This is a genomic window from Kitasatospora sp. NPDC054768, assembly GCF_053612025.1.
The window spans coordinates 50682-75120 of sequence record NZ_JBSHBN010000010.1 but is presented as its reverse complement, the minus strand read 5'-3'; the positions used below and the strand labels follow the sequence as shown (position 1 = coordinate 75120).

At 71.4% G+C, this 24439-nt stretch carries 36 protein-coding genes; 2 read left to right on the top strand and 34 right to left on the bottom strand.

The features are described from left to right. Positions 1–38: 38 nt before the first annotated feature. Complete coding sequence (locus ACWGKU_RS05245) at positions 39–503, top strand: MarR family winged helix-turn-helix transcriptional regulator (RefSeq protein ID WP_359915259.1); 465 nt, start codon at positions 39–41, stop codon at positions 501–503. Between the two features lie 119 nt (positions 504–622). Further along, the gene (locus ACWGKU_RS05240; RefSeq protein WP_452177042.1) at positions 623–2167 is read left to right on the top strand and encodes an LCP family protein; all 1545 of its coding nucleotides are present in this window, start codon (positions 623–625) and stop codon (positions 2165–2167) included. Between the two features lie 75 nt (positions 2168–2242). On the opposite strand, the gene ACWGKU_RS05235 is transcribed toward ACWGKU_RS05240, so the two are convergent. The 34 genes from ACWGKU_RS05235 to ACWGKU_RS05070 all read right to left on the bottom strand — a co-directional run bounded on the left by ACWGKU_RS05235 (position 2243) and on the right by ACWGKU_RS05070 (position 24276). Then, a complete protein-coding gene (locus ACWGKU_RS05235; protein ID WP_401051122.1) occupies positions 2243–3154 on the bottom strand; it encodes a 1-aminocyclopropane-1-carboxylate deaminase/D-cysteine desulfhydrase in 912 nt (303 codons plus the stop codon). Positions 3155–3255: 101 nt separating this feature from the next. After that, complete coding sequence (locus ACWGKU_RS05230; RefSeq protein ID WP_452177043.1) at positions 3256–3924, bottom strand: GOLPH3/VPS74 family protein; 669 nt, start codon at positions 3922–3924, stop codon at positions 3256–3258. A gap of 50 nt (positions 3925–3974) precedes the next feature. Next, the gene (locus tag ACWGKU_RS05225) at positions 3975–4202 is read right to left on the bottom strand and encodes a hypothetical protein (protein WP_380542397.1); all 228 of its coding nucleotides are present in this window, start codon (positions 4200–4202) and stop codon (positions 3975–3977) included. Positions 4203–4211: 9 nt separating this feature from the next. Continuing rightward, the gene (locus ACWGKU_RS05220) at positions 4212–5159 is read right to left on the bottom strand and encodes an SPFH domain-containing protein (RefSeq protein ID WP_380542394.1); all 948 of its coding nucleotides are present in this window, start codon (positions 5157–5159) and stop codon (positions 4212–4214) included. A 758-nt stretch (positions 5160–5917) separates the two neighbouring features. Continuing rightward, a complete protein-coding gene (locus tag ACWGKU_RS05215; RefSeq protein WP_452177044.1) occupies positions 5918–6310 on the bottom strand; it encodes a hypothetical protein in 393 nt (130 codons plus the stop codon). A gap of 89 nt (positions 6311–6399) precedes the next feature. Next, complete coding sequence (locus tag ACWGKU_RS05210) at positions 6400–6744, bottom strand: hypothetical protein (RefSeq protein ID WP_452177045.1); 345 nt, start codon at positions 6742–6744, stop codon at positions 6400–6402. Positions 6745–6767: 23 nt separating this feature from the next. Beyond that, a complete protein-coding gene (locus ACWGKU_RS05205) occupies positions 6768–7664 on the bottom strand; it encodes a DUF6349 family protein (protein ID WP_452177047.1) in 897 nt (298 codons plus the stop codon). A gap of 9 nt (positions 7665–7673) precedes the next feature. After that, positions 7674–8243, bottom strand: a complete 570-nt coding sequence (locus ACWGKU_RS05200; RefSeq protein ID WP_452177048.1) for a hypothetical protein — start codon at positions 8241–8243, stop codon at positions 7674–7676. 196 nt (positions 8244–8439) lie between these two features. Beyond that, positions 8440–9294: a hypothetical protein gene (locus ACWGKU_RS05195; RefSeq protein ID WP_452177049.1), complete on the bottom strand. Its 855-nt coding sequence runs from the start codon at positions 9292–9294 to the stop codon at positions 8440–8442. 129 nt (positions 9295–9423) lie between these two features. After that, entirely contained in the window at positions 9424–10194 is a 771-nt protein-coding gene (locus ACWGKU_RS05190; RefSeq protein WP_452177050.1) for a hypothetical protein, read from the bottom strand. 208 nt (positions 10195–10402) lie between these two features. Beyond that, a complete protein-coding gene (locus tag ACWGKU_RS05185) occupies positions 10403–11506 on the bottom strand; it encodes an N-6 DNA methylase (RefSeq protein ID WP_452177051.1) in 1104 nt (367 codons plus the stop codon). Between the two features lie 163 nt (positions 11507–11669). Continuing rightward, complete coding sequence (locus ACWGKU_RS05180) at positions 11670–12284, bottom strand: hypothetical protein (RefSeq protein WP_452177052.1); 615 nt, start codon at positions 12282–12284, stop codon at positions 11670–11672. Continuing rightward, positions 12281–12937, bottom strand: coding sequence for a hypothetical protein (locus ACWGKU_RS05175; protein ID WP_452177053.1), 657 nt, complete (start codon positions 12935–12937; stop codon positions 12281–12283). Before ACWGKU_RS05175 ends, ACWGKU_RS05180 begins: the two co-directional genes overlap by 4 nt. 24 nt (positions 12938–12961) lie before the next feature. Then, a complete protein-coding gene (locus ACWGKU_RS05170; RefSeq protein ID WP_452177054.1) occupies positions 12962–13315 on the bottom strand; it encodes a hypothetical protein in 354 nt (117 codons plus the stop codon). A gap of 76 nt (positions 13316–13391) precedes the next feature. After that, the gene (locus tag ACWGKU_RS05165) at positions 13392–13748 is read right to left on the bottom strand and encodes a hypothetical protein (protein ID WP_452177055.1); all 357 of its coding nucleotides are present in this window, start codon (positions 13746–13748) and stop codon (positions 13392–13394) included. A 56-nt stretch (positions 13749–13804) separates the two neighbouring features. Next, positions 13805–14083 carry a hypothetical protein gene (locus tag ACWGKU_RS05160; RefSeq protein WP_452177056.1) on the bottom strand — a complete coding sequence of 93 codons (279 nt, stop codon included), beginning with the start codon at positions 14081–14083 and terminating at the stop codon, positions 13805–13807. 129 nt (positions 14084–14212) lie between these two features. Continuing rightward, positions 14213–15328 (bottom strand): SpoIIE family protein phosphatase, encoded by a 1116-nt coding sequence (locus tag ACWGKU_RS05155; RefSeq protein ID WP_452177057.1) that lies wholly within the window; start codon positions 15326–15328, stop codon positions 14213–14215. A gap of 27 nt (positions 15329–15355) precedes the next feature. Further along, entirely contained in the window at positions 15356–15496 is a 141-nt protein-coding gene (locus ACWGKU_RS05150) for a hypothetical protein (RefSeq protein WP_452177058.1), read from the bottom strand. Positions 15497–15520: 24 nt separating this feature from the next. Further along, complete coding sequence (locus ACWGKU_RS05145) at positions 15521–16006, bottom strand: hypothetical protein (protein WP_452177059.1); 486 nt, start codon at positions 16004–16006, stop codon at positions 15521–15523. Next, positions 16003–16449, bottom strand: a complete 447-nt coding sequence (locus ACWGKU_RS05140) for a hypothetical protein (protein WP_452177060.1) — start codon at positions 16447–16449, stop codon at positions 16003–16005. The genes ACWGKU_RS05145 and ACWGKU_RS05140 overlap by 4 nt, the downstream gene beginning before the upstream one ends. A gap of 54 nt (positions 16450–16503) precedes the next feature. After that, positions 16504–16806, bottom strand: coding sequence for a hypothetical protein (locus ACWGKU_RS05135; RefSeq protein ID WP_452177061.1), 303 nt, complete (start codon positions 16804–16806; stop codon positions 16504–16506). 69 nt (positions 16807–16875) lie between these two features. Further along, positions 16876–17175 carry a hypothetical protein gene (locus ACWGKU_RS05130; protein ID WP_452177062.1) on the bottom strand — a complete coding sequence of 100 codons (300 nt, stop codon included), beginning with the start codon at positions 17173–17175 and terminating at the stop codon, positions 16876–16878. 99 nt (positions 17176–17274) lie between these two features. Continuing rightward, positions 17275–18249, bottom strand: a complete 975-nt coding sequence (locus tag ACWGKU_RS05125; protein WP_452177063.1) for a hypothetical protein — start codon at positions 18247–18249, stop codon at positions 17275–17277. 12 nt (positions 18250–18261) lie between these two features. Next, positions 18262–18588: a hypothetical protein gene (locus ACWGKU_RS05120; RefSeq protein WP_452177064.1), complete on the bottom strand. Its 327-nt coding sequence runs from the start codon at positions 18586–18588 to the stop codon at positions 18262–18264. A 48-nt stretch (positions 18589–18636) separates the two neighbouring features. Further along, positions 18637–18972, bottom strand: coding sequence for a hypothetical protein (locus ACWGKU_RS05115; RefSeq protein ID WP_452177065.1), 336 nt, complete (start codon positions 18970–18972; stop codon positions 18637–18639). Between the two features lie 66 nt (positions 18973–19038). After that, a complete protein-coding gene (locus ACWGKU_RS05110; protein WP_452177066.1) occupies positions 19039–19413 on the bottom strand; it encodes a hypothetical protein in 375 nt (124 codons plus the stop codon). Positions 19414–19505: 92 nt separating this feature from the next. Then, positions 19506–20126 (bottom strand): hypothetical protein, encoded by a 621-nt coding sequence (locus ACWGKU_RS05105; RefSeq protein ID WP_452177067.1) that lies wholly within the window; start codon positions 20124–20126, stop codon positions 19506–19508. A gap of 212 nt (positions 20127–20338) precedes the next feature. Then, a complete protein-coding gene (locus ACWGKU_RS05100; protein ID WP_452177068.1) occupies positions 20339–20785 on the bottom strand; it encodes a hypothetical protein in 447 nt (148 codons plus the stop codon). A 74-nt stretch (positions 20786–20859) separates the two neighbouring features. Next, entirely contained in the window at positions 20860–21015 is a 156-nt protein-coding gene (locus tag ACWGKU_RS05095; protein ID WP_452177069.1) for a hypothetical protein, read from the bottom strand. A gap of 62 nt (positions 21016–21077) precedes the next feature. Beyond that, entirely contained in the window at positions 21078–22565 is a 1488-nt protein-coding gene (locus tag ACWGKU_RS05090) for a DNA cytosine methyltransferase (RefSeq protein ID WP_452177070.1), read from the bottom strand. A gap of 11 nt (positions 22566–22576) precedes the next feature. Next, on the bottom strand, positions 22577–22735 hold the full coding sequence (locus ACWGKU_RS05085; protein WP_452177071.1) for a hypothetical protein: 159 nt from the start codon (positions 22733–22735) through the stop codon (positions 22577–22579). A 68-nt stretch (positions 22736–22803) separates the two neighbouring features. After that, complete coding sequence (locus ACWGKU_RS05080; RefSeq protein WP_452177072.1) at positions 22804–23232, bottom strand: hypothetical protein; 429 nt, start codon at positions 23230–23232, stop codon at positions 22804–22806. Between the two features lie 30 nt (positions 23233–23262). After that, on the bottom strand, positions 23263–23748 hold the full coding sequence (locus ACWGKU_RS05075; protein WP_452177073.1) for a hypothetical protein: 486 nt from the start codon (positions 23746–23748) through the stop codon (positions 23263–23265). 63 nt (positions 23749–23811) lie between these two features. Further along, the gene (locus tag ACWGKU_RS05070) at positions 23812–24276 is read right to left on the bottom strand and encodes a hypothetical protein (RefSeq protein WP_452177074.1); all 465 of its coding nucleotides are present in this window, start codon (positions 24274–24276) and stop codon (positions 23812–23814) included. Positions 24277–24439: the final 163 nt, after the last annotated feature.

The window sequence follows — 24439 nt, the reverse complement described above, 5'->3', positions numbered from 1 at the left end:
AGGTTCATGTTGTCAACTTTTCAGGTAGACTGTCGACCATGGACACCCAGTCGATCCAGGACGCCGCGCCGCAGCCCGACGAGATCACCCGCGAGGTCGTCGACCTGATGGCCAACCTGGTCGCACTGTTCCACCGCGAGTACGAGGAGGCCGCCGCCGCCCGCTCGCTCACCGGCGCCCAGGCCAAGGTGCTCGCGCTGCTGCGGCGCGGCCCGATGCCGATGCGCCAGATCGCCCAGACGCTCAGCTGCGAGCCCTCCAACATCACCGGCATCGTCGACCGGCTCGAATCCCGCGGCTTCGTGACCCGTGAGGCCGACCGGCACGACCGCCGGGTCAAGCTGGTCGCCGCCACCGGCACCGGCTCGGCCGCCTCCGAGGAACTGCGCGAGTCGCTGAACTTCGCCCGCGAGCCACTGGCCGCGCTCGGCCCGGACGAGCGGACGGCGCTGCGCGACCTGCTCCGGCGGATGCTCGCGGGCGCCTCCGGCCCCGGCGCGTGACCAGCATCACAGGACCCGGGGGCCTTCCGCAGGCCCCAGGGGGGTAACCGAACAGCCTCCCGGAACGTCTAACGTTCGAACATCGAACGCGAGAGACCTGAAGACGGGGGGCACGGAGGATGAGCAGCAGCACGCGTCGGCGCCGCTACCTGCGGACCGCCATCGGCCTGGCCGCCGTACTGGTGCTGTCGGTCGTGGGCGCCGGAGCCTGGTTCTACCACCGGCTGGACAACAACATCACCACCTTCGACTCCGGCGGCGTCGCCACCGAGCGCCCGCCGGCACCCGTCCCGGCCAGCCCGGGCGCCTCCGTCCCGGTCAACGTGCTGCTGCTCGGCTCGGACACCCGCGACGAGGGCAACGACTCGCTGGGCGGCGGCGACGAGGGCGTCGGCCACTCGGACACCGCGATCCTGGTGCACGTCTACGCCGACCACAAGCACGCCGTCGGCGTCTCGATCCCCCGCGACACCCTGGTCACCATCCCGTCCTGCAAGCTGCCGAACGGCACCTGGACGACGCCGAAGACCGACCAGATGTTCAACTCCGCCTTCACCGTGGGCCTCGCCGAGAAGGGCAACCCGGCCTGCACCCAGAACACCGTGGAGAAGCTCACCGGGCTGCGGATCGACCACACCGTCGTGGTCGACTTCAAGGGCGCGGCCGCGATGTCCGACGCCGTGGGCGGCGTGGAGGCCTGCGTGCCCAACGACGTCAACCAGTACGGCATACACCTCAAGAAGGGCCTCCAGAAGCTCTCCGGACAGTCCGCGGTGGACTACCTGCGGACGCGCCACGGGATCGGCGACAACTCCGACATCGGTCGGATGAAGCGTCAGCAGGCCTTCCTCTCCTCGATGATCAAGAAGGTCCAGGGCCAGGGCTTCTCACTGCCCACCCTGCTGCCGCTGGCCGACGCGGCCACCAAGTCGCTCACCGTGGACGAGGGGCTGGGCACCGCGATGAAGCTGGTGGACTTCGCCCGTTCGATCCAGGACATCAAGCTCTCCGACGTCTCCTTCGTCACCGCGCCCTGGCGCTTCGCCGGCGACCGAATACGGCTGGTGCAGCCGGACGCCGACGCCCTCTGGAAGCTGCTGCGCGAGGACCGCACCCTGGACGGGCAGAGCACCTCCGGGACGGGCCAGGTGACCTCCTCCCCCGGCGCCGACCCGGGCACCGCCCCCGGCACCCCGCTCACCCCGCTCACCCCGGAGCAGAGCGCGGCGCCGATCACCGTGGTCAACGGGGTCGGCACGCCCGGCCTGGCCGGCTCCGGCGCCGAGACGCTCAAGGCCCGCGGCTTCCGGAACGTCGCGCTCGGCCAGAACACCCCCGGCCAGCAGGCCACCCAGGTCTCCTACGACCCCGCGCTGAAGGCCACCGCCGACCAGGTCGTGGCGCTCTTCCCCGGCGCCAAGGCGGTCGAGGAGCCCGGCTCGGAGGCGATCACCGTCACCCTCGGCGCCGACTTCCGCGCGGCCGGCCCCCGGATCGACCCGGTGACCGCCCCGAGCCCGGAGCCCGGTGCCCCGGCCGGTGCCGCGGCGGGAGCCACCCCGGGCACCGCCCCGAGCGGCGTCCCGGGTGGCATCCCCACCGGCATAGCGGAGAACACCCGCAACGCCGACACCGACCCGTGCGCCAACCTGACCTTCGGCTGACCGGCCGACTGCCGGCCGTGGACCGTGGGCCGTGGGCCGTGGACCGTGGACCGTGGACCGTGGGCAGACCGACCGCTACTGCGGGTCCGGCAACCCGGTGACGACGGCGGTGAGGCGGGTGCCGCGGGGGAAGGCGCCCGCCCCCGCCAGGTCCGCCAGCGCGGCGAGCAGCTTGGCGACGTAACGGCGCTCCAGCGCGATCCCGTGGCGGCGCTCGAACCGCTCGGCGAAGTCGGCCAGCTCGGCCGGGACCCTGCCGTAGCCGCCGCCGTGGTGCCCGTGGTCGATCCGCCAGTTGCCGAACCCGCGCCCGTAGGCGGCCCGGTGCAGCCGGGTGACCTCCGCCTCCAGGTAGCCCTCGCCGCCGCGCAGCACGGCCACCCCGAGCGCCCGCGCGCCCGCCGGCAGACCGGCCGCGATACCGGCCAGGGTGCCGCCGGTGCCGACCGGGCAGCAGACCACGTCCCGCTCGCCGAGACCGGGCAGTTCGGCCGGGATCGCGGCCGCACCGACGGCGGCCAGGGCATTGGAGCCGCCCTCCGGGAGCACCAGGCAGCGGCCCCAGCGACGGAGCGGCGCGTCCGTGCCGTGCTCCCCCTCGGCCCGGCCGGTGGCCTCCCGGTACTCGGCCCGGCTCAGGAACTCCAGCCGCATCCCGGCCGCCTCGGCGGCCCGCAGCGACCAGTTGCGCGGCCGGTCGGCCAGTTCCTCGCCGCGCACCAGCCCGACGCTCTCCAGCCCGAGCGCCCCGGCGGCGGCCGCGACGGCCCGCAGGTGGGTCGAGTAGGCGCCGCCGAAGGTCAGCAGCCGGGTGTGGCCCTGCTCCACGGCGGCGGCCAGGTTGGGCGCCAGCTTGCGCCACTTGTTGCCGGGGACGGTCGGGTGCAGCAGGTCGTCCCGCTTCAGCCGCAGCTCCACCCCGGCCCGGGCGAAGGCCTCGTCGGCGCAGTCCACCAGCGGGGTCGGCAGCAGGGCGGGTTCGAGCATCCGGCCAGCTTACGGGCCCGGACGGCCGGGAGCCCGGCCGCCGGACGGGCGACCGGGCCCCGCGGCCCCGCGGACGGACCGTCACCCCCGTGGACGGTCCGTCAGCCCAGGGCCGCGCTCTCCGCCGCGTGGCCCGCCGTCCGCCAGGCCAGGGCGGTACCGAGCGCGCGCGGGACCGGGCCGGCCGCCGGGGCCAGCTTCGCGATCCGGCCGCGGTGCTCCCGGCGCTCCCTGGAGCCGAGCACCGTACGGAGCTTCCCCGCCGCCACCAGGGCGGTCAGCGCCGCGTCGGCCGGGTCGACCCGGCTGAACGGGCCCGTCAGCGCCCCGGTGACGCGGGCCTCCAGCGCCTTGCGGACCCCGGGGTCGCGCACGGTGACCAGGGTCACCGGGAACAGGCCGGCCACCCGGTGCGGCCGGAGGGTGATCCGGCCGGATTCCGCCAGGCCGTCCCGGACCCGGCGGATCGGCTGGTCGCGCCCGGTGCTCCTGGCGCGGCCGACCCACGAGCTCCAGCTGTGCGGCCGGGTGGCCCTGATCCGGCCCAACAGGTCGGCACTGTACGGGTCGAGGCCGTCCTCGGCGGCGCCGCCGCGGACCCGGGCGACGGCCTTGCGGCCCTCCTCGTACAGCAGGCCCCGGCGCAACAGCTCGGTCAGCGCCGCCGCCTGCAGCAGCAGGTTGAGCGAGGAGTGCTGGGTGGTCCGCCCGCGCCGCGGGTCGTGGGCGAGCAGGTACAGCTTCTCGGGCAGGTTGGCAGGCAGGTCCATCTCGTTCTCCCAGGATCTGGAGGATCTGTGGGTGGCCCGGGCCGCCGCGGTCAGTCCCCGCCGGGACCGCCGCTCTCCGGGCCCTCCTTGGGCGGGCGTCCGCGCCGGGGAAGCCGGGCCGCGCCGCCGGGCATCCGCCCCGCGTCGGTGAGGGCGCGGCGGAGCAGGAACTCGATCTGCGCGTTGGTGCTGCGCAGGTCGTCCGCGGCCCATCGGGCGAGCGCGTCGTGAACTGAAGGGTCCAGTCGCAACAGGAGCTTCTTCCGTTCCGTCGCCAAGGCCTCGCCTTACTGGTAGAGGGAGCCCGTGTTCACGACGGGCTGGGTGCCGCGGTCGCCGCAGAGCACCACCAGGAGGTTGCTCACCATGGCGGCCTTGCGCTCCTCGTCCAGCTCCACGACATCGCGTTCGGCGAGCCGTTCCAGCGCCTCCTCGACCATACCGACGGCGCCCTCGACGATCAGCCTGCGCGCCGCCACCACGGCCCCGGCCTGCTGACGCTGGAGCATCACCTGGGCGACCTCCGGAGCGTACGCGAGCCTGGTGATCCGGGACTCGACGACCCGCACCCCGGCCGCGGCGACCCGGGCGGAGATCTCGGCGGAGAGCTTGCGGGCGATCTCGTCCGCACCGTCGCGCAGCGACAACTGGCCCTCGTGGTGGGCGTCGTACGGGTAGCTGGTGGCGATGTGCCGCACGGCCGTCTCGGTCTGGATGGCGACGAAGTCGGCGTAGTCGTCCACCTCGAAGAGCGCCATCGCGGTGTCCTCGACCTGCCAGACCACCACGGCGGCGATCTCGATCGGGTTGCCGTCCGCGTCGTTGACCTTGGTGGTCTCGGTCTCGTGGTTGCGGATCCGCAGCGATATGTGCCGGCGGTTGGTGAACGGGTTCAGCCAGGTCAGGCCCTCGGCGCGGATGGTGCCCCGGTAGCGCCCGAGCAGCTGGACCACCCGGGCCTGACCGGGCGAGACCACCGTCAGCCCGAACGTCGTCAGCAGTGAGCCGAGCAGCAGCAGCGGCCCGGCGATCACCAGGGCGATGCCCAACCCGCTGGTCTTCGAGGACAGTTGGGCCGCGCCGGCGATGACCGAGCCGACCCCGGCGAGCAGGCCGAACAGTGCGCCGCCGAGCACCGGCAGGCCGGCCGCCCCGGTGATGACCCGTTCGGTGATCCTGGGGACCGGGAGGTCCAGCGCGGGGCCGTCCTCGACGGCGAAAGGCGGTGTGGTCATGGGAGCGACTCCTTCTGCGAGCATCCGCATCCGATGTCAAAGTGATATCACTTTTTTGCCGCACCGCGCCAGGGACCGGCGACGGGCACAGGGGAACGGACGGCCGCCCAGCGGCGACGGGAACGGGGGAGGAACGGCCGCCGAGCGGCGGCGCACGACCGTCGGGGACGGCCCGGCCCGATGCCCACGGGCGGGTGAATTCCGGCGCGCCACACGGGGAAGGGGGTGGCCGCGGCCTAGACTCTGCGACGTCGCAGGCGGTGGGAAGGCGGCGGGCGCCGGCTCGGCGGCCCGCCCGCGAAGGGTCGTACGACACTCGTCGCACATCGAGAAGGTGGGGCGGGTGGGACTCGAACCCACGACCAAGGGATTATGAGTCCCATTCGCAGTTTGATCGGCTTTCGCCGCGCTTCACTGCTCTTCCCTGTCTTCCCAGGTCAGGAGCCCTTTGGCCCCTCAGACCGTCTCCGGCCTTCACTGACTTTCACTCGCCTTCGCTGCCGCTCATTCCCCACAGGATCCCCAACGGCCCTCCGGCAAGAAGGGTGGGCATAGGCAGCCGAGCGGCTGACCTGCAACAACTCCCTCGCCGGAAACCTGGCCCAAGGGAGAGCCTTACCGAGGCAGAGCACTTCCATCTCACATATCCAACGGCATGCGAAGTCCCGTCAGATATTCGATTCGGCGAGAATATCCGACTGCTCATCCGCCCGGAAGGCCTAACGAGCAACGGGGCGAACACTACCGAGCGTGACAGGCTATTTGGGATCGCCTTCATGATGGCTGGCGTAGCGGCAGGTCCCCTTGAGGTCGAGGATCCCGGGGCAAGCGGTGCCGTCCTTGAGGCTGTGGTCGCACTGTTCGAGCTGCGTGTCGCCGAACTGGTCGAGGCGTTCGGCGAGGGCGACTGCTGCGGTCGCGAGGGCCGCCCAGGCTTCGTCTGTGTCGTTGTACGGCCAGTAGGCGGCCCTGGCGGTGGCGAAGGCCGCATGGGCGGTGGCGAGGTCAGGGTTGTGAAGTGTCCAGTGAGCGGTGACTTCGACGAGGTTGGTGAGGTGGACGGTGCGTGGCGGGGTGGCACGCTTGAGATGGCGGAGGGCGATGGCGAGTTCGCTAGCGGTGGCTTCTTCGCCGGGGAACATGTCGTACACGGGGCTCCGCGGGTGAGTGCTGGGCGTGGTGGGCTGCCGGCGAGCGGGCCCGATGGGACGGATGGAACGCGCGTTGGGCGGCCTGGTTGCTAGAGGCCGCGTTGCCGCCTGGAGAGTTCCGCCCGTCGGTTGAGTTCATCAGCGCCAGCTCTGGTTCGGGCGAGGGCTTTATGGTCGACCGGGGCGCTGACGCCCATGGTGGTGTGGATCTGCTCGTAGAGACCGTTCTCCACGATCGTCATGGGCACCTCCCTCCAGTCGGCTGGGCCGATGAGCATGGTGATCTTCGTGATGCGCGCCACAAGCGCGTCACACCGTATTGACCATGTGCCGTTGATGGCCTGGTCTGTGGCCGCCAGAAGGTCTCCCCACAAGAGCACTAGTTCCTCTCGGAGAGCTGTGCGGAAGGTTTCAAGTTCAGGGGTGTCGGTCATTTCGAGTGCTTTCGCGTTCAGGTTCAGAGCAGACCGAGCTGCTGCGAGGCGTCTTCGGTGCGCCTAGGCTGGTGGACCTTGACAAGGTAGCCGCCGCCGGGGGCTTTGCCTGCTTCGTGCCGATCGTTGGCGGTGGCGGTGAGGACCTTGTAGGGGCCTCCCTGATCGAACCAGCCGGGCGGGTAGACGGCGTCTCGGTGGGCACGGAGTTGGGCGCCGCTCTTCCTGGTAGCGCCTTGGGGCAGGGCGGGCAGGTCTCGCCAGCCGGGGTGGGCGTGGTCGAGTGCGTCTTCGACGGCGTCATTGTGGTGCTGGCGGATCGGTCCTTCCCAGGTGCAGGCGAGGCAGGCGCCGCGCCGCTGGAGTTTGTCGTTCTGCCAGCGGTCGAGGCGGGTGGCGGTGTGGCGGCTGGCCGGGGTGGCGGGGCGGGTGCCGCGGAATCCGGGGGCTCCGTAGCCGAGCTGCCAGGTGCTTCGGCGCGCGTTGCGGGGGGTGGAGGCGGGGAGCGCGAGGTGGGCGTTGTGCCGGCTTGTGGCGCCGGTGGCGGTGTGTGCGGTGATCCAGGCGGTGATGGTCGCTGCGCAGGCTTCGGTGTCTACGCCGAGGCCGAGGTCTTGGGTGCCTTCGTAGATGGTCTGGGAGTCAGCGGGGTTGTCGGGGTCGATGTGGAGTGCGCTCCAGCCCCAGTGGTGGGCGGGTGCGTGGGTGATGGTGCAGGTGATGTTCTCGGTGATCTGGATGCTGCTGTTGTCGGGCAGGTCGAGGGTGATCGTGCGGCCGCCGCTGAGGGCGGGGAGGGCGGGGGTGTGGCCGGCGGTCGTGAGGGCGTTCCAGAGGGCTTGTCCGGCGGTGGTCGGGTGGTCGGTGCTGGGGTTGAACGGTGCTGCGAGTCGTCTGTGGAGGTCGTCAAGGTTGGGCACGGTGGGTGGTCACCTTTCCGGGCGGTTTGCCGGGGTGGCGGGTGGGGTGAAGAGGCGCTGCTGGTCGGTGATGGGGGTGCAGTTGGTGGGGCAGGGGGTGTACTTCCATGGGCGGCCGTGGGGGTGGCGGTGTTGTTCGTGGTGGCGGTCGGGGTCGTCGGGGGTGCAGCGGACGGGGAGTTGTCCGCGTGAACCACAGTGCGGGCAGAGGTGGAGGGGGTCGGTGTTGTCGGTGGTGACGGGGTGGGGGTAGGGGCGGGCGGAGCCGTTGACGGGGCGGCCGGTGGTGGGGTCGAAGAGGTGGTACGGGCTGCGGGGGTGGATGGGTAGGGACCACCAGCGGTGGGTGGGGTCGGCGGTGAGAACGTGGCGGGCGTTGTTGATGATGTGGCCGTTGTGGCGGAGGTTGGCCCAGCGGACGTAGGCCCAGCCGTTGCCGTAGTTGCGGTGGTGGATGCGGGTGGCGTGGCGGGCGTGCGCTTCGGGGATGGCGGGGGCTGCTTGTTCGAGTTCGCGGCGGGTGCGGGCGATGACGACCGTGACGAGGTCGAGGGGGAGTTCGGTGAGGTCGATCTCCACGGCGGGTTCCCTTCGTGGGGTGGCGGCCGGTGCTGGTCTGGGGGTGGGACCGGGCCGGTGGGGTGCCGGCCCGGCGTGCGATCAGGGGTCCGGTGTGTCGGGGCTCTGTGCGGGGTGGTGCTGGAGGGTGCCTTGGGTGTCGCCGATCAGGGCGGCGAGGTGGTGCTCTTGTTGAGCATCGGTGGGTCCCTTGGGGTCAGGCGGCGGGCTGGTGGGTGGGGATGCCTTGGCGGAGGCGGGCGTCTTCGGTGAACAGGCGCAGGATCGTTTCGTCGCCGACGGGCGTGGTGTTGCGGGTGTGGGTGTGGTTGGTCCAGGTGCCGTTGGTGCGTTCCCAGATGACCTTGTCGTGGACGACGTGGTCGCCGTCGGTGAAGGCGGCGGGCGCCTGGGGGTAGGGGATTTGGGGGAGGGTGTTGGGGTCGACGTGGCGGTGGGCGATGACGGGCACGATGGTGCTGCCGCTGTGGGACAGGGTGGTGGGGAACTTCCACCAGGTGTCGGGCAGGCTGGTCATGGAGCCGCGGGTGGGCGGGGTGACGGTGCGGGTGGTACGTCGGTATTCGCCCCGGCCTCGGTGCCGGATGCTGGTGACGACGGACTCGTGGCCGGTGGCGGTGTGCACGATGACGTCGCCGCGGCGCAGGAGGCGGGCGGGGAGGTCCATGACGCCGTAGGCGCCGATCCGGCGTTCGGGGTGGCGGGCGGCCGGGCTGTGGGGCCAGTTGGTGACGTAGGTGGCGATGGTGTCGACGAGTTCGGTGACGGCCTTGGCCAGGTTGTTGCGGCGGTCGAGTCTACGGTCGACGAGGGTGACCTGCTCCTGGGGGAGGGCGTTGTTCGGGTCGCCGAGGTAGTGGATGGCGTGGAGGCCGCCGATCCCGGCGGCGTCGCGTTCAACGGTGGCGTGGTTGTCGGTGGTCCAGATGACGGTGTTGTCGGGGAGGGGGATGGCGACCCAGGAGGTGTCGGAGGAGGCGTGACCGTCGCAGGTGGTGGTGATGCCGTGCTGGTGGAGGCCGGTGGTGATCAGTTCGCGCAGGGTGTTCACGATGGGTTCCTTGGCTGGCCCCGGGGGAGGTGGGGGGTGCTCCCCCGGGGTGGGTGTGGTTCGGGTGGTGGGGTGGTTCGCGGGTGGCGTTGGCGGGTCAGTGGGCTGCGGCCGGTTCCCGGGGGCGGGTTAGTTCTGGCTGGTGGATGCGGTGCTGGTCTTGCGGGTGCGGGGCGTGCTGGTGCGGGTGGTCGTCTTCTTCTCGGCGGTGACCTTGGTCGTTGCCTTGCGGGTGGCGGTGGGTTTGGTGCCGGCGGCCTTGGTGGCGGTCTTGCGGGCTCGGGTCGGCTTGTCGGCCGGGGTTCGGGGCGCGGTGGCCGCGCGCTTGCGGGGGGCCTTGGCGTTCGGCTTGGGGGTGTGGGAGGGCTGTGCGGGTGTGGGGTCGGTGGGGGTGTCGGTCTCGCTCGTGTCCGGGGTCGTCGGCGCAGGGGCGGCCGGGTCGGTGGTGTCGGGGGGCGTGGGGCTGTGCGGGTCGGATTCGGTCGGTGCCGGGGTGTCCGGCTGGTTGGTGGTGGTGGTGGTTTCCCAGGGGTGGTGGCCGACGTAGAGGGGCGCGTTGTCGAAGGTGGGCAGCAGGTCGCGGAGGAGCGTGGTGTGGATGAGCTCGGCCGGGTCGCCGTCGAGGCCGTGGAGGTGCATGACGGTGTGGTAGCTGCTGCCGGGGGGGAGGGCGCCGCGCCGGGTGGGCTGGGGCTCCTTGGGGCGGCGGCCGGGGGCGGTGACCCAGAGCTGGAGGGTCACGCCGTCGAGTCGGATTCGGGCGCCGATGCTTCGGCCTTCGTGGTTGGTGAGGCGTTGGATGTCGGGGTCGTCACCGGGGCGTGGGCTGGGGGTGTAGCCGTCGAGGCGGGTCGCGAGGTCCTGGAAGGTGGTGGTGAGGGTGGTGGCGGTGAGAAGCACGGGGTGTGGTCCCTTCGCGGGTGGGGTGAACCCAACCCGCAGTGTTTAGGTTTTATACTCAATTGGGGCGGCATTATCGGCGCGCCAATCCGGCCCGGCCGGATTCAAGTTTGGATTCCTGTCGCGAGCGAGCCCCTCCGCGGACCCCCTCTTTCATGTTTATATTTTATACTCATTCACATTGGGTATCCACTCCTCTTTCCCATGGTCAGGCCGCCTTGTCCGCCGCGACTCCGGCGAGCATCGCCTCTGCTCTGCCGACGGCGGCGATCATCGTCGCACCGCCAAGCAGGTTGTCCCGGTGCCTGAAGAGCGCGGCCTTCTCCTCCAGGGCAAGGCGCTCGGTGTCGCCCTCGGCGAGCACGTCCCCGCGCCAGACGGTGGTGTTCGGGCCGAGCCCCCAGAGGATCATGTTGACGGCCTCGCCGGCTGCGGCGATCGGGTCGATGTCGTTCAGGTGCCAGCGACAGGTGGCCGGGTCGATCCGGTGCTCCCGCAGGACCTGGGCTGCGGCGCGGATCATCCCGCCGGTGCCTCCCACGGGGTCGCAGAGGCTGTACCCGGGCTGGATGTCGGAGCAGTCGCCGAGCTGCATGCGGGCCATGAGCTCGCAGAGCTCCGGCGGGGTGTGGTGCTCCCCCAGCCCCTCCCTGGAGCCCTTGCTGCGCAGCGTGGTGACCATCCAGGACATCAGGTCGCACTCGGCGAGGTCGTAGGGGTCGCTGGAGCCGGTGACGGTGAGCAGGCCGCTCGTGATCGCGGCGTGGGCGACGGCGCGTACGCAGGCGAGTTCGTGCTTGCTCAGGGCCTCTTCCGTCCAGGAGGCGATCGGTGCGGCCCGGTGGACGAGGTCGGGGCGGCGCATCCACCAGTGGGCCCAGCATTCGCGGAGCAGCCGGACGAGGTCGGTGGGGCTCAGGCCGAGCATCCAGTCGGCCTGCTTCGGGGCGTCCGGGCCCTTGAGGGGCCACAGGGCGAGGGCCGCGACCACGCCGACGGGGATCTCCATCCGACTTCCGCCGTGGTGGCTGTGCCAGGCGCGGGCAGCGGCCTCGGCTATGCGCTGCGCCGCCTCGTGCGCTCGGACGCCGGACGACACCGGGAAGGTCCGGAGCTTCGGCTTCGGCGCGGACGGGGGCGCCGGCGGGGCGGCTTCCAGGCCGGGGATGGCCACGGGGGCCGGGTGCGCGGGGGCGGTTCGCCGGTCGGCGGCGGGCGCAGCCGCGATGCGCAGCCGCGGCTGCGCCTGGGCCGGGCGGGGCTCCTCGTCGTCGGGCTGGGCGAACAGGTCGAGCTGCTGAGACCGCTTCATAACGGTTTGTCCTCTGTTTTTGGGCATGGAAAGGCCAGGCCGGTGGGCTGCGACCGGCCGGGCCGCGTGGATGTGCTGGGGAGGGGTTCAGTCGGCGGAGCCTTCCCGCGCCGGGCCTATCCGGCGGGAGATCCGGGCTCCGCCTGGACGGCGCGAGGGGTGTTCACCACTCCAGGTCGAGGGCGCCGTCGTCGGTCTCCAGGGCCCGGACCCGCTGCTTGTGCTGTTCGGCGGTGATGAGGCGGGCGTCGAGCTGGGCGTCGAACAGGCGCCGGATGGCCGGCCGGGCCTTGCCGCGGGCTGCGGCGACGCGCTGCTCGTCGCCGCTGATCACGGCGAGCCGCCATGTGGCCTGCCGGGCGATGGCCATTCCCGCGAGGTCCCTGAGGTGGAGCCGGGTGGCCTGGTCGAGGGCGGCGGGCCGGGTGTCGTCGGGTGTCCGGTCGCTGCCCGTGCTGGGGAGGGACGGGGGATGGGTGGGGCTCTGGGCCCCGGCTCTTCTCGGCGTAGAACGGTTCAGGGCGTGGAGCAGGTGGGCGGCGGCGCGCCCGTACTGGCCGGACAGGTGCAGCGCGGTGTAGGTGTAGACGGCCACGACGGCCTCATCGGCGAGTTGCGCCCTGTACTGCTCCGGGCTCAGGTCCGACTCCTCCTGCGGCCGGTGGTCGTAGCCGCTGCTGAGGACGGCGTTCAGGGCGTCTCGGGTGGCGCGTTCGACCTGCGGGGTCAGGCCCAGCCGGGTGCTCGCCGCGCGCAGGGCCTCCTCGGTGCCGGTCATCGGCTGTCCCTCCCCTCAGTGGCCTCGGCGTCGACCAGGATGTGGTCGGCGATGTCGCCTCCTTCTTCCAGGAAGTCGTCGAGGACGGCGAGGGCCCGGTCGTGGGCCGAGGGCAGGGAGCGGGCGGTCACGACGAAGTAGGTGCGCCCGGTGAGGCCGAGGGCGTTGGCTTCGCGGCGGCTCAGGACACCTTTTCGGACCTGGTCGATCTGCATGTCGCCATCGAGGACGACGGTCCACTTCGGCGCGTCCGGCAGGTGAGCGAAGTCGCCACAGTCTGCGCAGCCCTGTCCGCGGGGGTGGTACCTGCCGACCAGCGCGGCCAGGTGGTTCGCGACGGAGTCCGGGGCTCCTGGGGTGTCCTGGGCGGTCTGCGCCCAGGCGTGGGAGCGGTTGCTGCTGGGCGAGCCAGAGTCGACGGCGTGCAGGTGCAGGCGCGGCTCGGCGGGGTTGAAATGGGACTCGGCGCGGGCCACGAGGCTCCCGTCGAGGTAGCCGTGGATCACGGTGCGGGCGGTCAGGGCGTCGCGGTGGACGATCACGTCGAGGCGGGGCGACTCCCCCAGCACGGCCGCCTGCATTGCGCCCAGGCCGGCGAGGGAGAGCACGGTGTCGGTCAGGGTGCTGGCCACGGTGGGTTCGGGCTCGGTCATCGTGTGCTCCGTCGGTGGTGCCGGTCAGTGGTGAAGGTGGGGGTTGTCGGCGAGTTCGGCGCCGACGAGGTCGGCGATGTGGTCGACGTCGCGGAGGTCTCCGGCGTGGTGCAGCGCGGTGTGAAACAGGTCGGGGTAGTGGAAGTGGGCGACGAGGTCGTGGTACTGGGCGATGCTGAGGGCGAGCAGATTGTCGGGGCGGCGGGCCCAGGAGACCGTGGTCGCCAGCTGGAGGAGCGCGCCGGTGGCCATGACGAGTTCGAGGCACACTTCGTGGCCCACGATCGTCCGCACCACCTCGGTCAGGTGCTGCTCGGGGACGAAGCAGAGTTCCTCGGCAAGGGTGCTGTGGCTGGTTCGGGTGTTGCTGGCGGGCATGGCGGTGTGGCCTTTCGGGGCTGGTGAGGAGGGGTGGGCGGGGCCCGGCCGCCGCGGGGGCGGCCGGGCCGGGTGGTCAGGGGTTGAGCTGCGGGTCGTCGACCAGGGCGACGGCGATTCCCGAGGCGACCTCGGCGATGCGGTCGGCGTCGGCGTCCAGCGCGAGGCAGTCCCGGTACAGGTCGGCGTAGTAGCGGTTCCAGACGAGCTCGTGGAACTGGGTGAAGGTCAGATCCCGGAAGGCGTCGGGCCGGACGGTCCAGCCGATGGTGATCGAGTGCTCGACCATGGTGAATGCCTTGTTGGCGGCCCGGAGACTGAAGGAGTCGGCCGAGGTGATGGCGTCAAGGATGGCGGCTTCGTGGTGCTCGGGGCCCCGCATCGTGACGGTGCCGAGGTAGCCCATGGAGTCGATGCTTCCGAGGAGGGTCATGGTGTTCTCCGATCGATGATTGGCCCGGGGCCGCTACCCCGGGCCGGGTGGGTTGGTCAGGCGGTGAGGTAGTCGAGGACGGTGAGGGAGAAGTCCCGCGGGAGGGCGCCGGGGCCGGCGTCGCGGCTGGTGGCGTAGTTCTCGGCGAGGGCGAGGGTGTCGAGGACGGCGTCCTCGCGGTCGGGGCGGGCCAGGAGTCGGGCGACCGCGTCGAGGGCGAGGGCGGCGGCGGAGAGGGTGAGGCGGTGGATGTCCTGCTCGGCGCGGGCGGCGCGGGAGCGGGCGAGGCTGGCGTAGTGGCGGGCCTCTTCGGCGGCGGCGGTGAGCGCGTTCACGGTGGTTCCCTCCCTGGCGGGTGGGGGCCTCTCCCCCTCCCTTCATGTTTAAATTCTATACTCATTCATGATGAGGGTCCACCTTGCCGGGAAGTTCTCAATGGGTGGACAGTGCTACATTTCCGTAGGTCAGAGCTCTGGAAGGGCCGCAACGAGCGTCGTGGCGTTGTCGGCCCGCTCCCCGCCACTACTCATACGGGCGTCGGTGACGGCCTGCTCCACCGCGTCCGCGACCAGGTCTCCGGCGGCCGACTTGACCAGGGAGCGGTCGAGGGTCACGTAGGAGTACCGGTCGATGGCCGCTCGCGTGGCGCCGCTCTTCTCCAGCGGGTGGTAGGCGCCGTCCGTGCACAGCACCAGCGCATCGACGAGGTCCCGGCGCACGGTCCGCTCCTCGATGTCTCCGTAGCCGACCTCCGCCAGCAGCTGGTTGTGGCCCCACCGGCCCACCGGCTTGCCGAGGCGCCGCTTCACGGCGGCCAGGTTGTGGTCCTCGGTCACCAGTTCGCTGCGCCCCGACGGGCTGAGCGCCCAGACCCGGGAGTCGCCCGCCCACGCGATGCGCACCTCGTCCCAGTCGGGGTGCCAGGTCGCCAGCGCCGCGGTGGAGGTGGTCCCGTCCGCGACTCCGGTTCGCAGGTACCAGTCCGGCAGTTCGTCCCGCACCCGCCGGATCGCGTCGCCCGGGGAGCCCAGCTCCGAGGCGAGGTACGCCAGCCGCGGGGCGGCGTACCGGGCGAACGCGGCCGTGTCGTCGGTGTCCCCGACGCCGTCGCAGACCACGAACGCCCACACCCCGGTGTTCCGGTCACGGTGCACGGCGAGAGCGTCACACTGCTTGTCCCGCTGGCCCCGCAGCTGCGCCCCGCCGATCGAGGGGCCTGCGGGGCGTACCCACAGCGTGGAGTTCGCGGCCTTGGACAGGCGGTCGACGTCGGCCCGAGCCAGGTCCATGTAGGTGCCGTCGGGGCGCCAGCGGCCGGTGACGAGGACCGAGCCCCGGAAGAACGGGGCTCGTCCCCCGCCCGCGATTGCGGACCACATCTGCTGGCCGTACCGGTTGGCCTCCTCCTCCGCCTCCCGGTTTCGGCAGTGCACGGTGTAGCGGCCGATCGGCAGCGACGAGTAGCCCGTGCCGAGGTTCCGGATGAGGATCTCCCACTGGCCGCTGGAATCCGGCGGGTTGGGGATCTCGTCCTGCTCGCCGTCGGGGTCGACGGCGAACGCGAAGGTGCTGTTGGGCATGGTTGAAGTCTCCTTGGTCTGGTGGGCTCAGAGCCCGTTGGTGGCCCACTCGTGGGCGTGTACGCAGTCCTCGCAGCACAGGTCGTCGAAGACCAGGCCGACGAGGCCTCCGGGTTCGACGATGAACGTGCAGTGGGCGCAGGTGATGGACTCGTGGGCGGTCAGCACAGGGTCGGGCCCTTTCCGGGGTCTCTACCAGCGGGTGTGGTGTCGGCGCTCCGGCCGCTGCTCCGGGTGTGTGCGCCAGTGGGTGTCGTAGATCTGGTGCCACGGGCGGGTGAGGGTCATGACGGCCTGGGAGTCGGCGAACTGGGCCATGCTGGCGAGGCCTTCGACGACGGTGCGGGCCAGGTCCTCCCGTGCCTTCCCGGGCGTGACCGTGTAGGCGGTGCCGTACGGGCCGGGGTCTTCCCGCCAGGCGATCCAGTCGTCTGCCGGGCACTCCAGCAGCCACATCGCGCGGATCTCGACCGCGCCGAGGAGGTCCTGTTCCTCGGTCCAGCCGGGCACGGCACGCATGAACGCCGGGCAGCCGTCCTCTCCGAGGTGCGGGATGCAGTCTCCGGCGTCGGACACGTACCAGCAGGCGTCCCGTGCGGCGTCCCACGGATCCGAGCCGGTTTCGGCGGCCCAGCGTTCGGCGTCGAGGGAGATGTGCAGGTCGATGCGGATCTTCACGGCCCGACCGGGGTTCGGAGGTCGCTCCGCACCACGGCCAGCAGCCGTTCGAGGCCTTGGACCTGCTTGTCCGTGAGGTTGGTGTACTGCCCGTCGGCGTCGGGGGGCCCGAGGAAGAGGACCGGGCCGTTCAGGGTGAGCAGCGCGGGTTCGTCCCGGAGCAGGTCCAGGGCGAGGCTCGCGGGCAGGTTCACCGGCAGGGTGTCGCCGTCCTTCGCGACGGCGGCGGAGAGGACGGGCGTGCCGTGCGGGCACGTCGCGGTGTAGCCGGTGTAGTCGGCTTCGCCTCCGAGGTGCTGCGAGGCCGCGGCGTGCCGGGCGCCGAGGCCGGTCGGCAGGTGCACCGGCGTGGTCTCGCCGGCCGGGTTGACGAGTACGGCGTTGGCCTGGCTCTCGGTGTGCTCGTGCGGCTTGGGGGTGAGCGGTGCGTTGCTTGTGGGCATGTCGGTCTTCCTTCGTCGTTTCGGGTTCGGCCGGGTTTCGGCTCCGGATCCGCTTCAGCAGTCGGCCGCGGGCGGGTACTCGCCCGGTGCGGGTTCCGCGTGGGTGTCGTAGAGCTGGCGGATCCGGTTGGCCGCGTCGGTGCCGCTCTGGGCGAGTACGCCGTAGGACTCGTAGCCGGCTTCGAGCAGGGTCTCGGTCAGGTGGTTGCTGGTGCTCGCGCACAGGGGTTCGGGCATGATCCGGGCGATGCTCATCGTGGGGCCGTGGACGTGGATGGCGACGCGCCATCCGGTGGGCTGGGCTGCGGCCGGGGCCGGTGCGACGAGGGCGGCGGCGATCACGAGGCGAAGAAGCACGGTCTCTCCGGGTGTTGGTGTGGGTGGGGCCGGGGGCCGCCGGGCGGCGGCCCCCGTGGCGAGGACGGATCAGGCGGCGGCCGGGTACCAGACCTCGATCGCGGCGAACAGCGCGTCGTAGGCCTTGGTGGCGGCCCAGTTGGTGTCGAAGGCGTCGCCGACGGTGTCGAGGGCGGCCTTCCGCTCGTCCAGGAGGATGATCTCGACGCGGGTCTCGCCGCGGCCGGCGCCCGGGCCGAACTGGATCTTCACGGTGCGGTCGTCGTCCGGGGTGACGTCCACGTACACGGAGTTGAGGACGGGGCGGGCGTTGATGCCCGGGTTGTGAATGCGCTTCGCGGTCATCTCGGCGAGCTGGCTGTAGTTCATGTGCGTCTCCTCAGGTTCGAGGGGATCCCCCCTCGCCCATGTTTAAATTCTATACTCATTCAGTGTCGGTGTCCACACCGACACTTCCCAACTCCCCCCCTATGCCGCCGACTTCCTGTAGACGTGATGGAGGTCGACGACCAGCACGGTTCCCTCCGCGCCCGGGGAGGTCGTGGCGCGGGCAAGTCGCCCGGCGGCGTCCTTCGGGTCGTCTCCGTAGTCCAGGGACTCGTACAGGTGCCCCCGGTTGATCGTCGCGTGCAGGTTGGCCCCGGGCGTGGCCAGCGCCAGCCAGCTGACGGTACGCATCGAGACCTCCCGGTAGGTCAGCGGCCCCACCGGGCCGGTTCCGTGGTCCTCGCGGACGGGCACCCCGAACGCGTCGCCGGGAGTGCGCAGGCAGTAGGCCGCGATGCCGCCGGACCAGGCCAGTTGGAGGAAGGCGTCCTGTGCGCGCCAGGTCGCGACGATGACGCCGGACAGCGAGCCGCCCCAGGAGTACGGCTCCGCGCGGACGGCATCGAGTTGCCGCCGGAGGGCCCTGAGCGGGTCGCCCGTCCTCACGGCTTGCGCCGCGAGGGCTGCGGCGTGCCGTCGAGCGTACCCCCCGGCGAGGCCCCCGGTACCGGCGTCGCACAGGGCGACCGCGCGACGGCCCGAGCCGGTGTTGCAGGCGATGCCGTGGCCGCTGAAGCCGTCGGGGCGGCCGCCGGGCACGGTGGCCACGCTCAGGTCCCAGCGGCGGCGCCTGGTCTTGGGCGTCGATCGGAGGATGTCCTTGATCACGTGGTCGAGGTGCCACGGGTTGCGGGTCAGCGGGGCGCCGGCATTCGGGTGGGGGGTGGCCCAGACCGGCCCGCGGAACACGGGAGCGGTGCCGCCTCCGGCGATCTCGCTCCAGAGGTGCCTGGCGAAGCGGTTGACGGTCCGGTCGTGCGCCTGTGGGGCCGCGTGGACAAGGAGGGGGCCGAGACGGATCGCACGGGCCTGCGGCGGGATCGCCCAGCGGCGGTAGATGCCGACAGGGAACGTGGCTCCGTCGGTTGCGATACGAACGGCGAATCGGTCGTCCATGAGGTCTCCGGGTCAGTGATCGAGGTGGTCGGCGAGAGAGTTGAGGACGGCCGCGCCAGCCTCGGTCCCATGTCGCGCGGTGTCGGTGTGGCAGGCGGCGGCCGCCAGGTGCAGGGCCGCGACGAGGATCGGGGCCGGCAGGCTTGCCAGCCATTCGGCGTATGGGACTCCGCCGCCGACGGCCTCCCAGGCGCCGTGGGTGGCGCTCTCGGTGACGGCGGCGGCGTAGGCGGCGCCCAGCGGGGTGAGGCCGTAGTCCTGGACCAGCAGCGCGGCCAGGGGGCGGCGGTTGTCGGCGGCAAGGAGAGTGGAGAGTGCGGGCTGCAGGGTGGTGGTCATGGTCTTCCTCGGTTCGGGCAGCTCCTGGCCGGGAGCTGCCCTGGGCGGTCAGTTGTGGTGGAGGCGGCGGTCAGTGGCAAGGTCGGCGAGGGCCAGGCGGGCGATGCGCAGCTGGTGGGAGCCGGTCCATGGGTCCCGCAGGGCTTGGGCGGTGGTGTCGGCGAGGAGTTGCACGAGGGCGGGGCTGGTGGCGCTCAGCCACTCGGCGAAGGTCTCGCCGAGTTCGCCGACCTGTCGCCAGGTGCCAGCCAGGGTGTCGGTGACGATGGCTGCGGCTTCGGCGGCCTCGGCGGGTGCGAGATCGTGGTGGCGGCTGATCCATTCGTGCAGTTGGCCGAGTGCTGCGAGGTCGTGAAGGTCCGCGGGTTCGACGGCGGTGGTCATGGGCTTCTCTCCCGGGGTGGTGAGCGGATTGGTCGTGGGCGGGGTGCCGGCCGGGGCGGGGCGCCGCTACTTCCACTGGGCGATGATCGCCGCGAACTCGGCCTCTCGTGCGCGGGCCTCGACTGCCAGCCGGGCGGGGTGCTCGGCTGCGATGGCGTCGAGGCGGGCGATCTCCTCGCGGTTTTCGGGGCGCTCCCAGCGCACGATCGTCGTGCCGCCAGGGTTGGGCTCGGTCTTGGTGTATTCGTTCTCGGCGGCTTCGCTGGTGGGGTGGCCGGTCGACAGGTACCAGAAGGCGTTGCGGTCGTACTCGACGTCCCACTCGTGGTCGTAGTCGTCGGGGTCGCCGCCGTACTTCCACGGCTCGGTGAACTTGTAGAAGCCGATGCTCCAGGTGCCGTCTTCTCGCTGCCAGGTGACGTTCTCGCGGTGCAGGCTCATCGGGGTCCTTTCTCCAACCTTGTGTTTATATTCTATACTCACTCCTTTGTGGGGGTCCACTCCGGGGCGGGTTTTTTCCCAGCAATTCCCCTCTACGCCAAACCAGTTGATTTGTTCGCCGTCGGCCGGTGCATCTGTGGCCACGCGACGCCTGCGAGAGCGCGGCGGTGCTGTTCGGGCAGGGCGACGACGGGGTGGCCGAGCCAGTCGCGGCCCATGTGGGCGAGGATGCTGGCGTCCGCCTTGTCGTACCGGCCCGGACCCTCGCACTCCAGGCCGTACCTGGCGGCGACGGCGTCGCGGACCATGCCCTTTGCCACCCTGGCGCGCACCGTCTTGGGGTGGTCCTTGGCGGGGTTGGCGACCCCGCACGCGTAGATCTTCAGCGAGGCCGGCGGGACCTGGGCGTAGGGGATTCCGCGCTCCCACAGGGCCTGGGTCACCATCCACCACAGCCCGGCGAGTTCGTGGTGTCCGGCCTGCGCGCCGTGCCCGTAGGCCGCGCCTTCGATGACGACGAGGTCCGCGAGCCGGACCCGGTCGGTGATCTCCCGCTTGTGCCAGTCCAGTCGGGGGTGGCCGCGCAGGCTCCTGGGCCGCAGGGCGTCGGCCCAGTCGACGCCGGCGATGCCGGTGGAGGTGAGGGACAGATCGAGGCCGATGACCAGAGGGATGGGCCCCGTGGGCGTGCTCGCGGTGTCGGTGGTGTTCATCCGGTTCGTACTTCCTTGCTGGTGACTGCTGGACCGCGACCGGCCCCATCCCGGGCCGCGGTGCTACTTGCTGGAGGTGGTGCCGGGCCTGGCCGCGGCGTGGGCGGGCTTCGGCCGTGCGCCCTCTGCGGCCGCTGGTCGCCATCGGGCCCTCCCCTTCGGGCCGTTCGGCCGCTGCCAGGGGATCGGGGACGGGAGGATCGCGGCACAGGTCAGGCCGCGATCGTGAGGAGCAGCTGTTCCTGCGCCGGGTCGGTCTCCGGCTCGACCTGCGGCGGGGAGTCGACGGCTGCCCGGCAGGGCTCGCACGGCTGCTCCCCGACGATGCGGTGCCGCTCGTGGCCGTCGATGGTGCCGCAGATGTCGCGGGGCTTGCCGGGCAGGGGCAGGTCGAGGTCGTCGACGCCGTCGACGGTGCCGATGACTTCGCCGCCGAGCCACAGGCGGCCGCCGGCGACGCCGTCGAACTTGCTGGAGTGGGGGCGGGTCTGGCGGATGCACATGGCCCGGTGAGGGCAGGGCACGCACTTGGGCATGACCGGCGTGCACTTCTCGATCAGGTCGTCCTTGTTCGCCCAGCCGCCTTCGGCGGGGCTGAAGAGGGGGTCGCGGTAGCACGCGGGGGTGAACAGGTCGGTGTCGGGCAGGGCGGTGAACACGGGCTTGGTGGTCCTTGTCGGTGGGCGCCCTGCCCGGCCGCCCCGGAAGGGGGGCGGGGCGGCCGGGCAGGAGTTCAGGGGCGGTCTGCGGGGCGCCGGTGGAGGCGCAGCAGGGTGAGGCGGCGGCTCGGGTCGTGGCAGACGCAGGTGACGTAGCGGCCGTGGAGCGGGCCGCCGTCCCAGCCGCCGGCGCCTTCGCAGTGGCGGCATTCCGGGTCGGGGGCCTGCACGAGGACGAGTGCGCGGCGCGGTGGCGGATCCAGGCGAAGGCGCCACCGCGGCCGGGGGTCGGTCACAGGACTTCCAGCAGCTGGCGGCCGATCCAGTGGGCGACGTTCACCGACACGGCGTTGCCGGCCTGCATCGTCTGTTCGGCGCCGGTGCCCAGCACGATGTAGCCGCCGGGGAACCGCTGCCCGGCCAGCTGCTCCTTGGGCTTCAGCATCCTGAACCAGCAGTCCTCGATGCTCTCCGCGGTGACGACGACCGCCGCCGAGTCCCGGGTGGAAAGGGTGTGGAGCGGGTAGCCGGCGTGCTTGGCGGTGGCCTTGCGGTACGGGACCACCAGGGTGTTGCGGTCGCGGGGGTCGACGCGGCCTCCCGGCATGACGAGGCCGTGGTGGTTGCCCTGCGCGCTGACCGTGGAGATCGGGGCGTGCACCGAGGAAGTGGAGGAGTGGTTGCGGAACTCCACGATGTACGGAGCGGTGATGAGGGCTTCGGACTCGCGGGTGGTGCGGGTCCGCAGCGGCTGCTCCGCCGGGTACGGCTCGGTGTTCCAGCTGCCGCCGACCGGCACGATCAGTGCTTCGCCCTGCTTGGTGCTGCGGGTCGGCATCGGCCGTTCCGTGACCGCGTAGGCGCGGTCTCCGCCGTCCTTGCCGTGGGTGAGGGTGATCGAGTACGGCTCGTACGGGTACTTCGCGCGCCCCGCTTCGATGCGCTGCATCGTGGTGTCGGCGAGCTTCCTGCTGCGGGAGCCGATGCGCTGGCCAAGGTCGGTCCAGTCGATGGCTGCGCTGGCCGGACGCACCCACGGTTCGACGAGGGCGTGGCGGCAGCGCGTGTTGGGGCAGCGGTAGTCGTACTGCTTGCCGTATTTCCCGATCGTGATCTTCGGGTCTCGCCAGGCCTGGACGGCGTTGACCTGCTCGCCGCACTCGAAGCACCACGCGGCCGGGGACGGGGTGAGGTTGGGCTTGCGCATGCCCTTGCGGGTGAACGTGATGTAGATGCGGTCGCGCCACTGCGGGGCCCGAAGGTTGTCGGCGTCTCCAATGTGCGCCGAACTCACCGACGTGATCTGGTAGTTGTAGCCGAGCGCCTTCATCGCGTCGATCCATGCCGTGAACAGGACCCAGTCGGTGGCGAATTCGAGCACGTTCTCCACCACGATGGCCCGGTAGCGGTGGACCTCGGCGGCCCGCACGACGCACCACGCTGTGACGCGGGTCTTCTCGAACGCGGCGTCGGGCAGGACCTTGAACTCGTCGTCGCCGTCGAGGAGGTCGAGCTGCGGGGTCTCTCGGCGGCGACCGCCGGCGGGGCTGATCTCGGTGCAGATCACCGATGCCCACAGCATGTCGGTTCTGGGCAGGTAGCGCATCGGCATGCCGGACACGTCGATGCACAGGTGGTCGGCCCGGCTGTGGTTGGCGGCGTGGGTGGCCAGCGCCAGGTTCCAGTGGTTGACGCCCAACTTGAGCTCAAGTCCGGCTTCGGCCAAGCCCGTCGAGGAGCCGCCGGCGCCGCACAGGAAGTCGGTGAAGGTGATGGACACGGGGGCTCCTCTCAGTTCTCGGGGTCGTCGGCCACGGGTCGGGCGGGCGGGCAGGTTGGGCCGGGGAGGTCGTCGCTGGGGCGCCCGGGGCAGGGCTTGATCGCGAGATGCCAGTGGTTGGCGGCGTGGGATATCTCGGGTGGAGGCGGGGTGAGGTCGGGGGTGGTCATGTGGAAGTCCAAGAGGTGATGTCGGACTCATGAATGAGAGCCCATACAAGTTGAGGGGTTGAAGGTGCTCAGGTCCGGCGGGTGATTCCGTCGTGGTCGGCGGCGAGGCGCAGGAAGGCGATCCAGCGCACCCACCCGGGGTATCCGTCTTCGGGGTCTTCGACAGCGAGCCGGGCCGGGAGGGCGAACAAGGAGTCGTACATGGCGAGGGCTGCGGTGATCTCGGCGGTGCTGATGTGCCAGAGGCCGGGACAGGTCAGCTTGCTGTCGGGGATGCCGCCGGGGTCAGGGTCGGTGCTGTCCGGGGCCTCCTGGAGGAGGCGGTGGGGCTGCGGCCCGTCGAGGTCCGGCCACAACAGCGGCTGGTAGTCGGTGAGCATCCCGAACCTGCGCATGGTGCCGCGCAGGGAGTTAAGCCCGAGGGCGGTGGTCTCGTACCGGTGCTCTGGGCCGTCGGGTTCGCCGGCGCGCTGGACGATACGGAAGTGCAGTGTCATGACGGGGACTCCGGGACGGTTGCAGGGTGCTCAGTAGACGCGGACGCCGCGATGCTGGGCTGCGCGGCGCAGGAAGGGGATCCAGCGGCGCCAGTCGTCGAAGCAGGCTTCGAGGTCTTCGCGTTCGCTGGCGGGCCGGGCGTCGTAGACGGCAAGGGCTGCGGTGATCTCGGCGGGGACGATCAGCCAACGTTCCATGTTGCTGTTCAACTTGTAGTGCGGGATGCCTCGAACGATGGGCCCTTCAGTCGCGGCACGCACTTCTGCAAGTGCGGCCTGTGCTGCTGCGAGGTTGGCTTCCTTGCCGGGTACGACCTGCCCTGGAGCGGGGAGGTCGGCGACCGTGAGGCCGAAGGTGGAGAGTTCAGGGAAGGTCGGCGACTGCGGGACGGTGAGCATGCCGAGCCCGCGCATGGTGGTACGGATGGCGGCCATTCCCAGGGTAGTGGTGTAGTACCAGGGGGACAGGGTGTCGGCGTGGTCGTCGACCGGCTCGATGTTGAGCTCGAAGCCCATGGATGACTCCTGCGAGGTTTCGGGAGGCCGGGCCGACCGCCGCGGGCGGCCCGGCCTGACAGGTCAGTTGCTGCGGATTCCCGCGCGGTCACCGGCGACGTGAAGGAACTCGATCCACGGCGCCCAGTCGTCGATGAGGCTGCTCGCGGCGGCCCGGTCTTCGCGGGAGGCGCGCTGGTGGGCGGCGAGGGCGGCGGTGATCTCGGCCGGGGTGACCAGCCAGCCTTCGCCCGTGGCGAGCTTGTACCGGGGGATGCCGGCCGGGTTGGGGATGCTGGCCGTCAGGACACCGCGGAGCATCGCCTCGACGGCGTCCTGCGGGTGCGCGGGCGGGTGGCCGCCGGCTCGGGCCTGGGCGTTGCCCTGGGCGTTGCCCTGGGCGTTGAGCGCGAGGTCGAGCAGGTGGTCGTGGAGGTCCTGGATCATGCCGAACCGGTCCATGGCGCGGAGGATGCGGTCGTGGGTGAAGTGGTCGAGGAAGTAGGTGACGGTGGGGTCGCAGGCTTCGAGCTGGTAGGCCCTGCCCATGGCGGTGTCCTTCGGTGAGGTCTGGAGAGGTGGTGGGCGCCTCGGGCCCGGCGGGTGGCCGGGCCCCACGGGGCTCGGCGGCGCCCGGGGGGGGGCCGGGCGCGAAAGCCGGGCGGGCCCCCCCCACCGGCAAAACGAAACCCGAGGGCACCCCCGGCAACGG

Bases quoted from the DNA above. Each gene is read 5' to 3' on its own strand.
- ACWGKU_RS05245 (WP_359915259.1), top strand. From the start codon at position 39: ATGGACACCCAGTCGATCCAGGACGCCGCGCCGCAGCCCGACGAGATC.
- ACWGKU_RS05240 (WP_452177042.1), top strand. From the start codon at position 623: ATGAGCAGCAGCACGCGTCGGCGCCGCTACCTGCGGACCGCCATCGGC.
- ACWGKU_RS05235 (WP_401051122.1), bottom strand. From the start codon at position 3,154: ATGCTCGAACCCGCCCTGCTGCCGACCCCGCTGGTGGACTGCGCCGAC.
- ACWGKU_RS05230 (WP_452177043.1), bottom strand. From the start codon at position 3,924: ATGGACCTGCCTGCCAACCTGCCCGAGAAGCTGTACCTGCTCGCCCAC.
- ACWGKU_RS05220 (WP_380542394.1), bottom strand. From the start codon at position 5,159: ATGACCACACCGCCTTTCGCCGTCGAGGACGGCCCCGCGCTGGACCTC.
- ACWGKU_RS05210 (WP_452177045.1), bottom strand. From the start codon at position 6,744: ATGACCGACACCCCTGAACTTGAAACCTTCCGCACAGCTCTCCGAGAG.
- ACWGKU_RS05185 (WP_452177051.1), bottom strand. From the start codon at position 11,506: ATGAAGCGGTCTCAGCAGCTCGACCTGTTCGCCCAGCCCGACGACGAG.
- ACWGKU_RS05180 (WP_452177052.1), bottom strand. From the start codon at position 12,284: ATGACCGGCACCGAGGAGGCCCTGCGCGCGGCGAGCACCCGGCTGGGC.
- ACWGKU_RS05175 (WP_452177053.1), bottom strand. From the start codon at position 12,937: ATGACCGAGCCCGAACCCACCGTGGCCAGCACCCTGACCGACACCGTG.
- ACWGKU_RS05170 (WP_452177054.1), bottom strand. From the start codon at position 13,315: ATGCCCGCCAGCAACACCCGAACCAGCCACAGCACCCTTGCCGAGGAA.
- ACWGKU_RS05165 (WP_452177055.1), bottom strand. From the start codon at position 13,748: ATGACCCTCCTCGGAAGCATCGACTCCATGGGCTACCTCGGCACCGTC.
- ACWGKU_RS05155 (WP_452177057.1), bottom strand. From the start codon at position 15,328: ATGCCCAACAGCACCTTCGCGTTCGCCGTCGACCCCGACGGCGAGCAG.
- ACWGKU_RS05140 (WP_452177060.1), bottom strand. From the start codon at position 16,449: ATGCCCACAAGCAACGCACCGCTCACCCCCAAGCCGCACGAGCACACC.
- ACWGKU_RS05130 (WP_452177062.1), bottom strand. From the start codon at position 17,175: ATGAACTACAGCCAGCTCGCCGAGATGACCGCGAAGCGCATTCACAAC.
- ACWGKU_RS05125 (WP_452177063.1), bottom strand. From the start codon at position 18,249: ATGGACGACCGATTCGCCGTTCGTATCGCAACCGACGGAGCCACGTTC.
- ACWGKU_RS05120 (WP_452177064.1), bottom strand. From the start codon at position 18,588: ATGACCACCACCCTGCAGCCCGCACTCTCCACTCTCCTTGCCGCCGAC.
- ACWGKU_RS05115 (WP_452177065.1), bottom strand. From the start codon at position 18,972: ATGACCACCGCCGTCGAACCCGCGGACCTTCACGACCTCGCAGCACTC.
- ACWGKU_RS05110 (WP_452177066.1), bottom strand. From the start codon at position 19,413: ATGAGCCTGCACCGCGAGAACGTCACCTGGCAGCGAGAAGACGGCACC.
- ACWGKU_RS05105 (WP_452177067.1), bottom strand. From the start codon at position 20,126: ATGAACACCACCGACACCGCGAGCACGCCCACGGGGCCCATCCCTCTG.
- ACWGKU_RS05085 (WP_452177071.1), bottom strand. From the start codon at position 22,735: ATGACCACCCCCGACCTCACCCCGCCTCCACCCGAGATATCCCACGCC.
- ACWGKU_RS05080 (WP_452177072.1), bottom strand. From the start codon at position 23,232: ATGACACTGCACTTCCGTATCGTCCAGCGCGCCGGCGAACCCGACGGC.
- ACWGKU_RS05075 (WP_452177073.1), bottom strand. From the start codon at position 23,748: ATGGGCTTCGAGCTCAACATCGAGCCGGTCGACGACCACGCCGACACC.
- ACWGKU_RS05070 (WP_452177074.1), bottom strand. From the start codon at position 24,276: ATGGGCAGGGCCTACCAGCTCGAAGCCTGCGACCCCACCGTCACCTAC.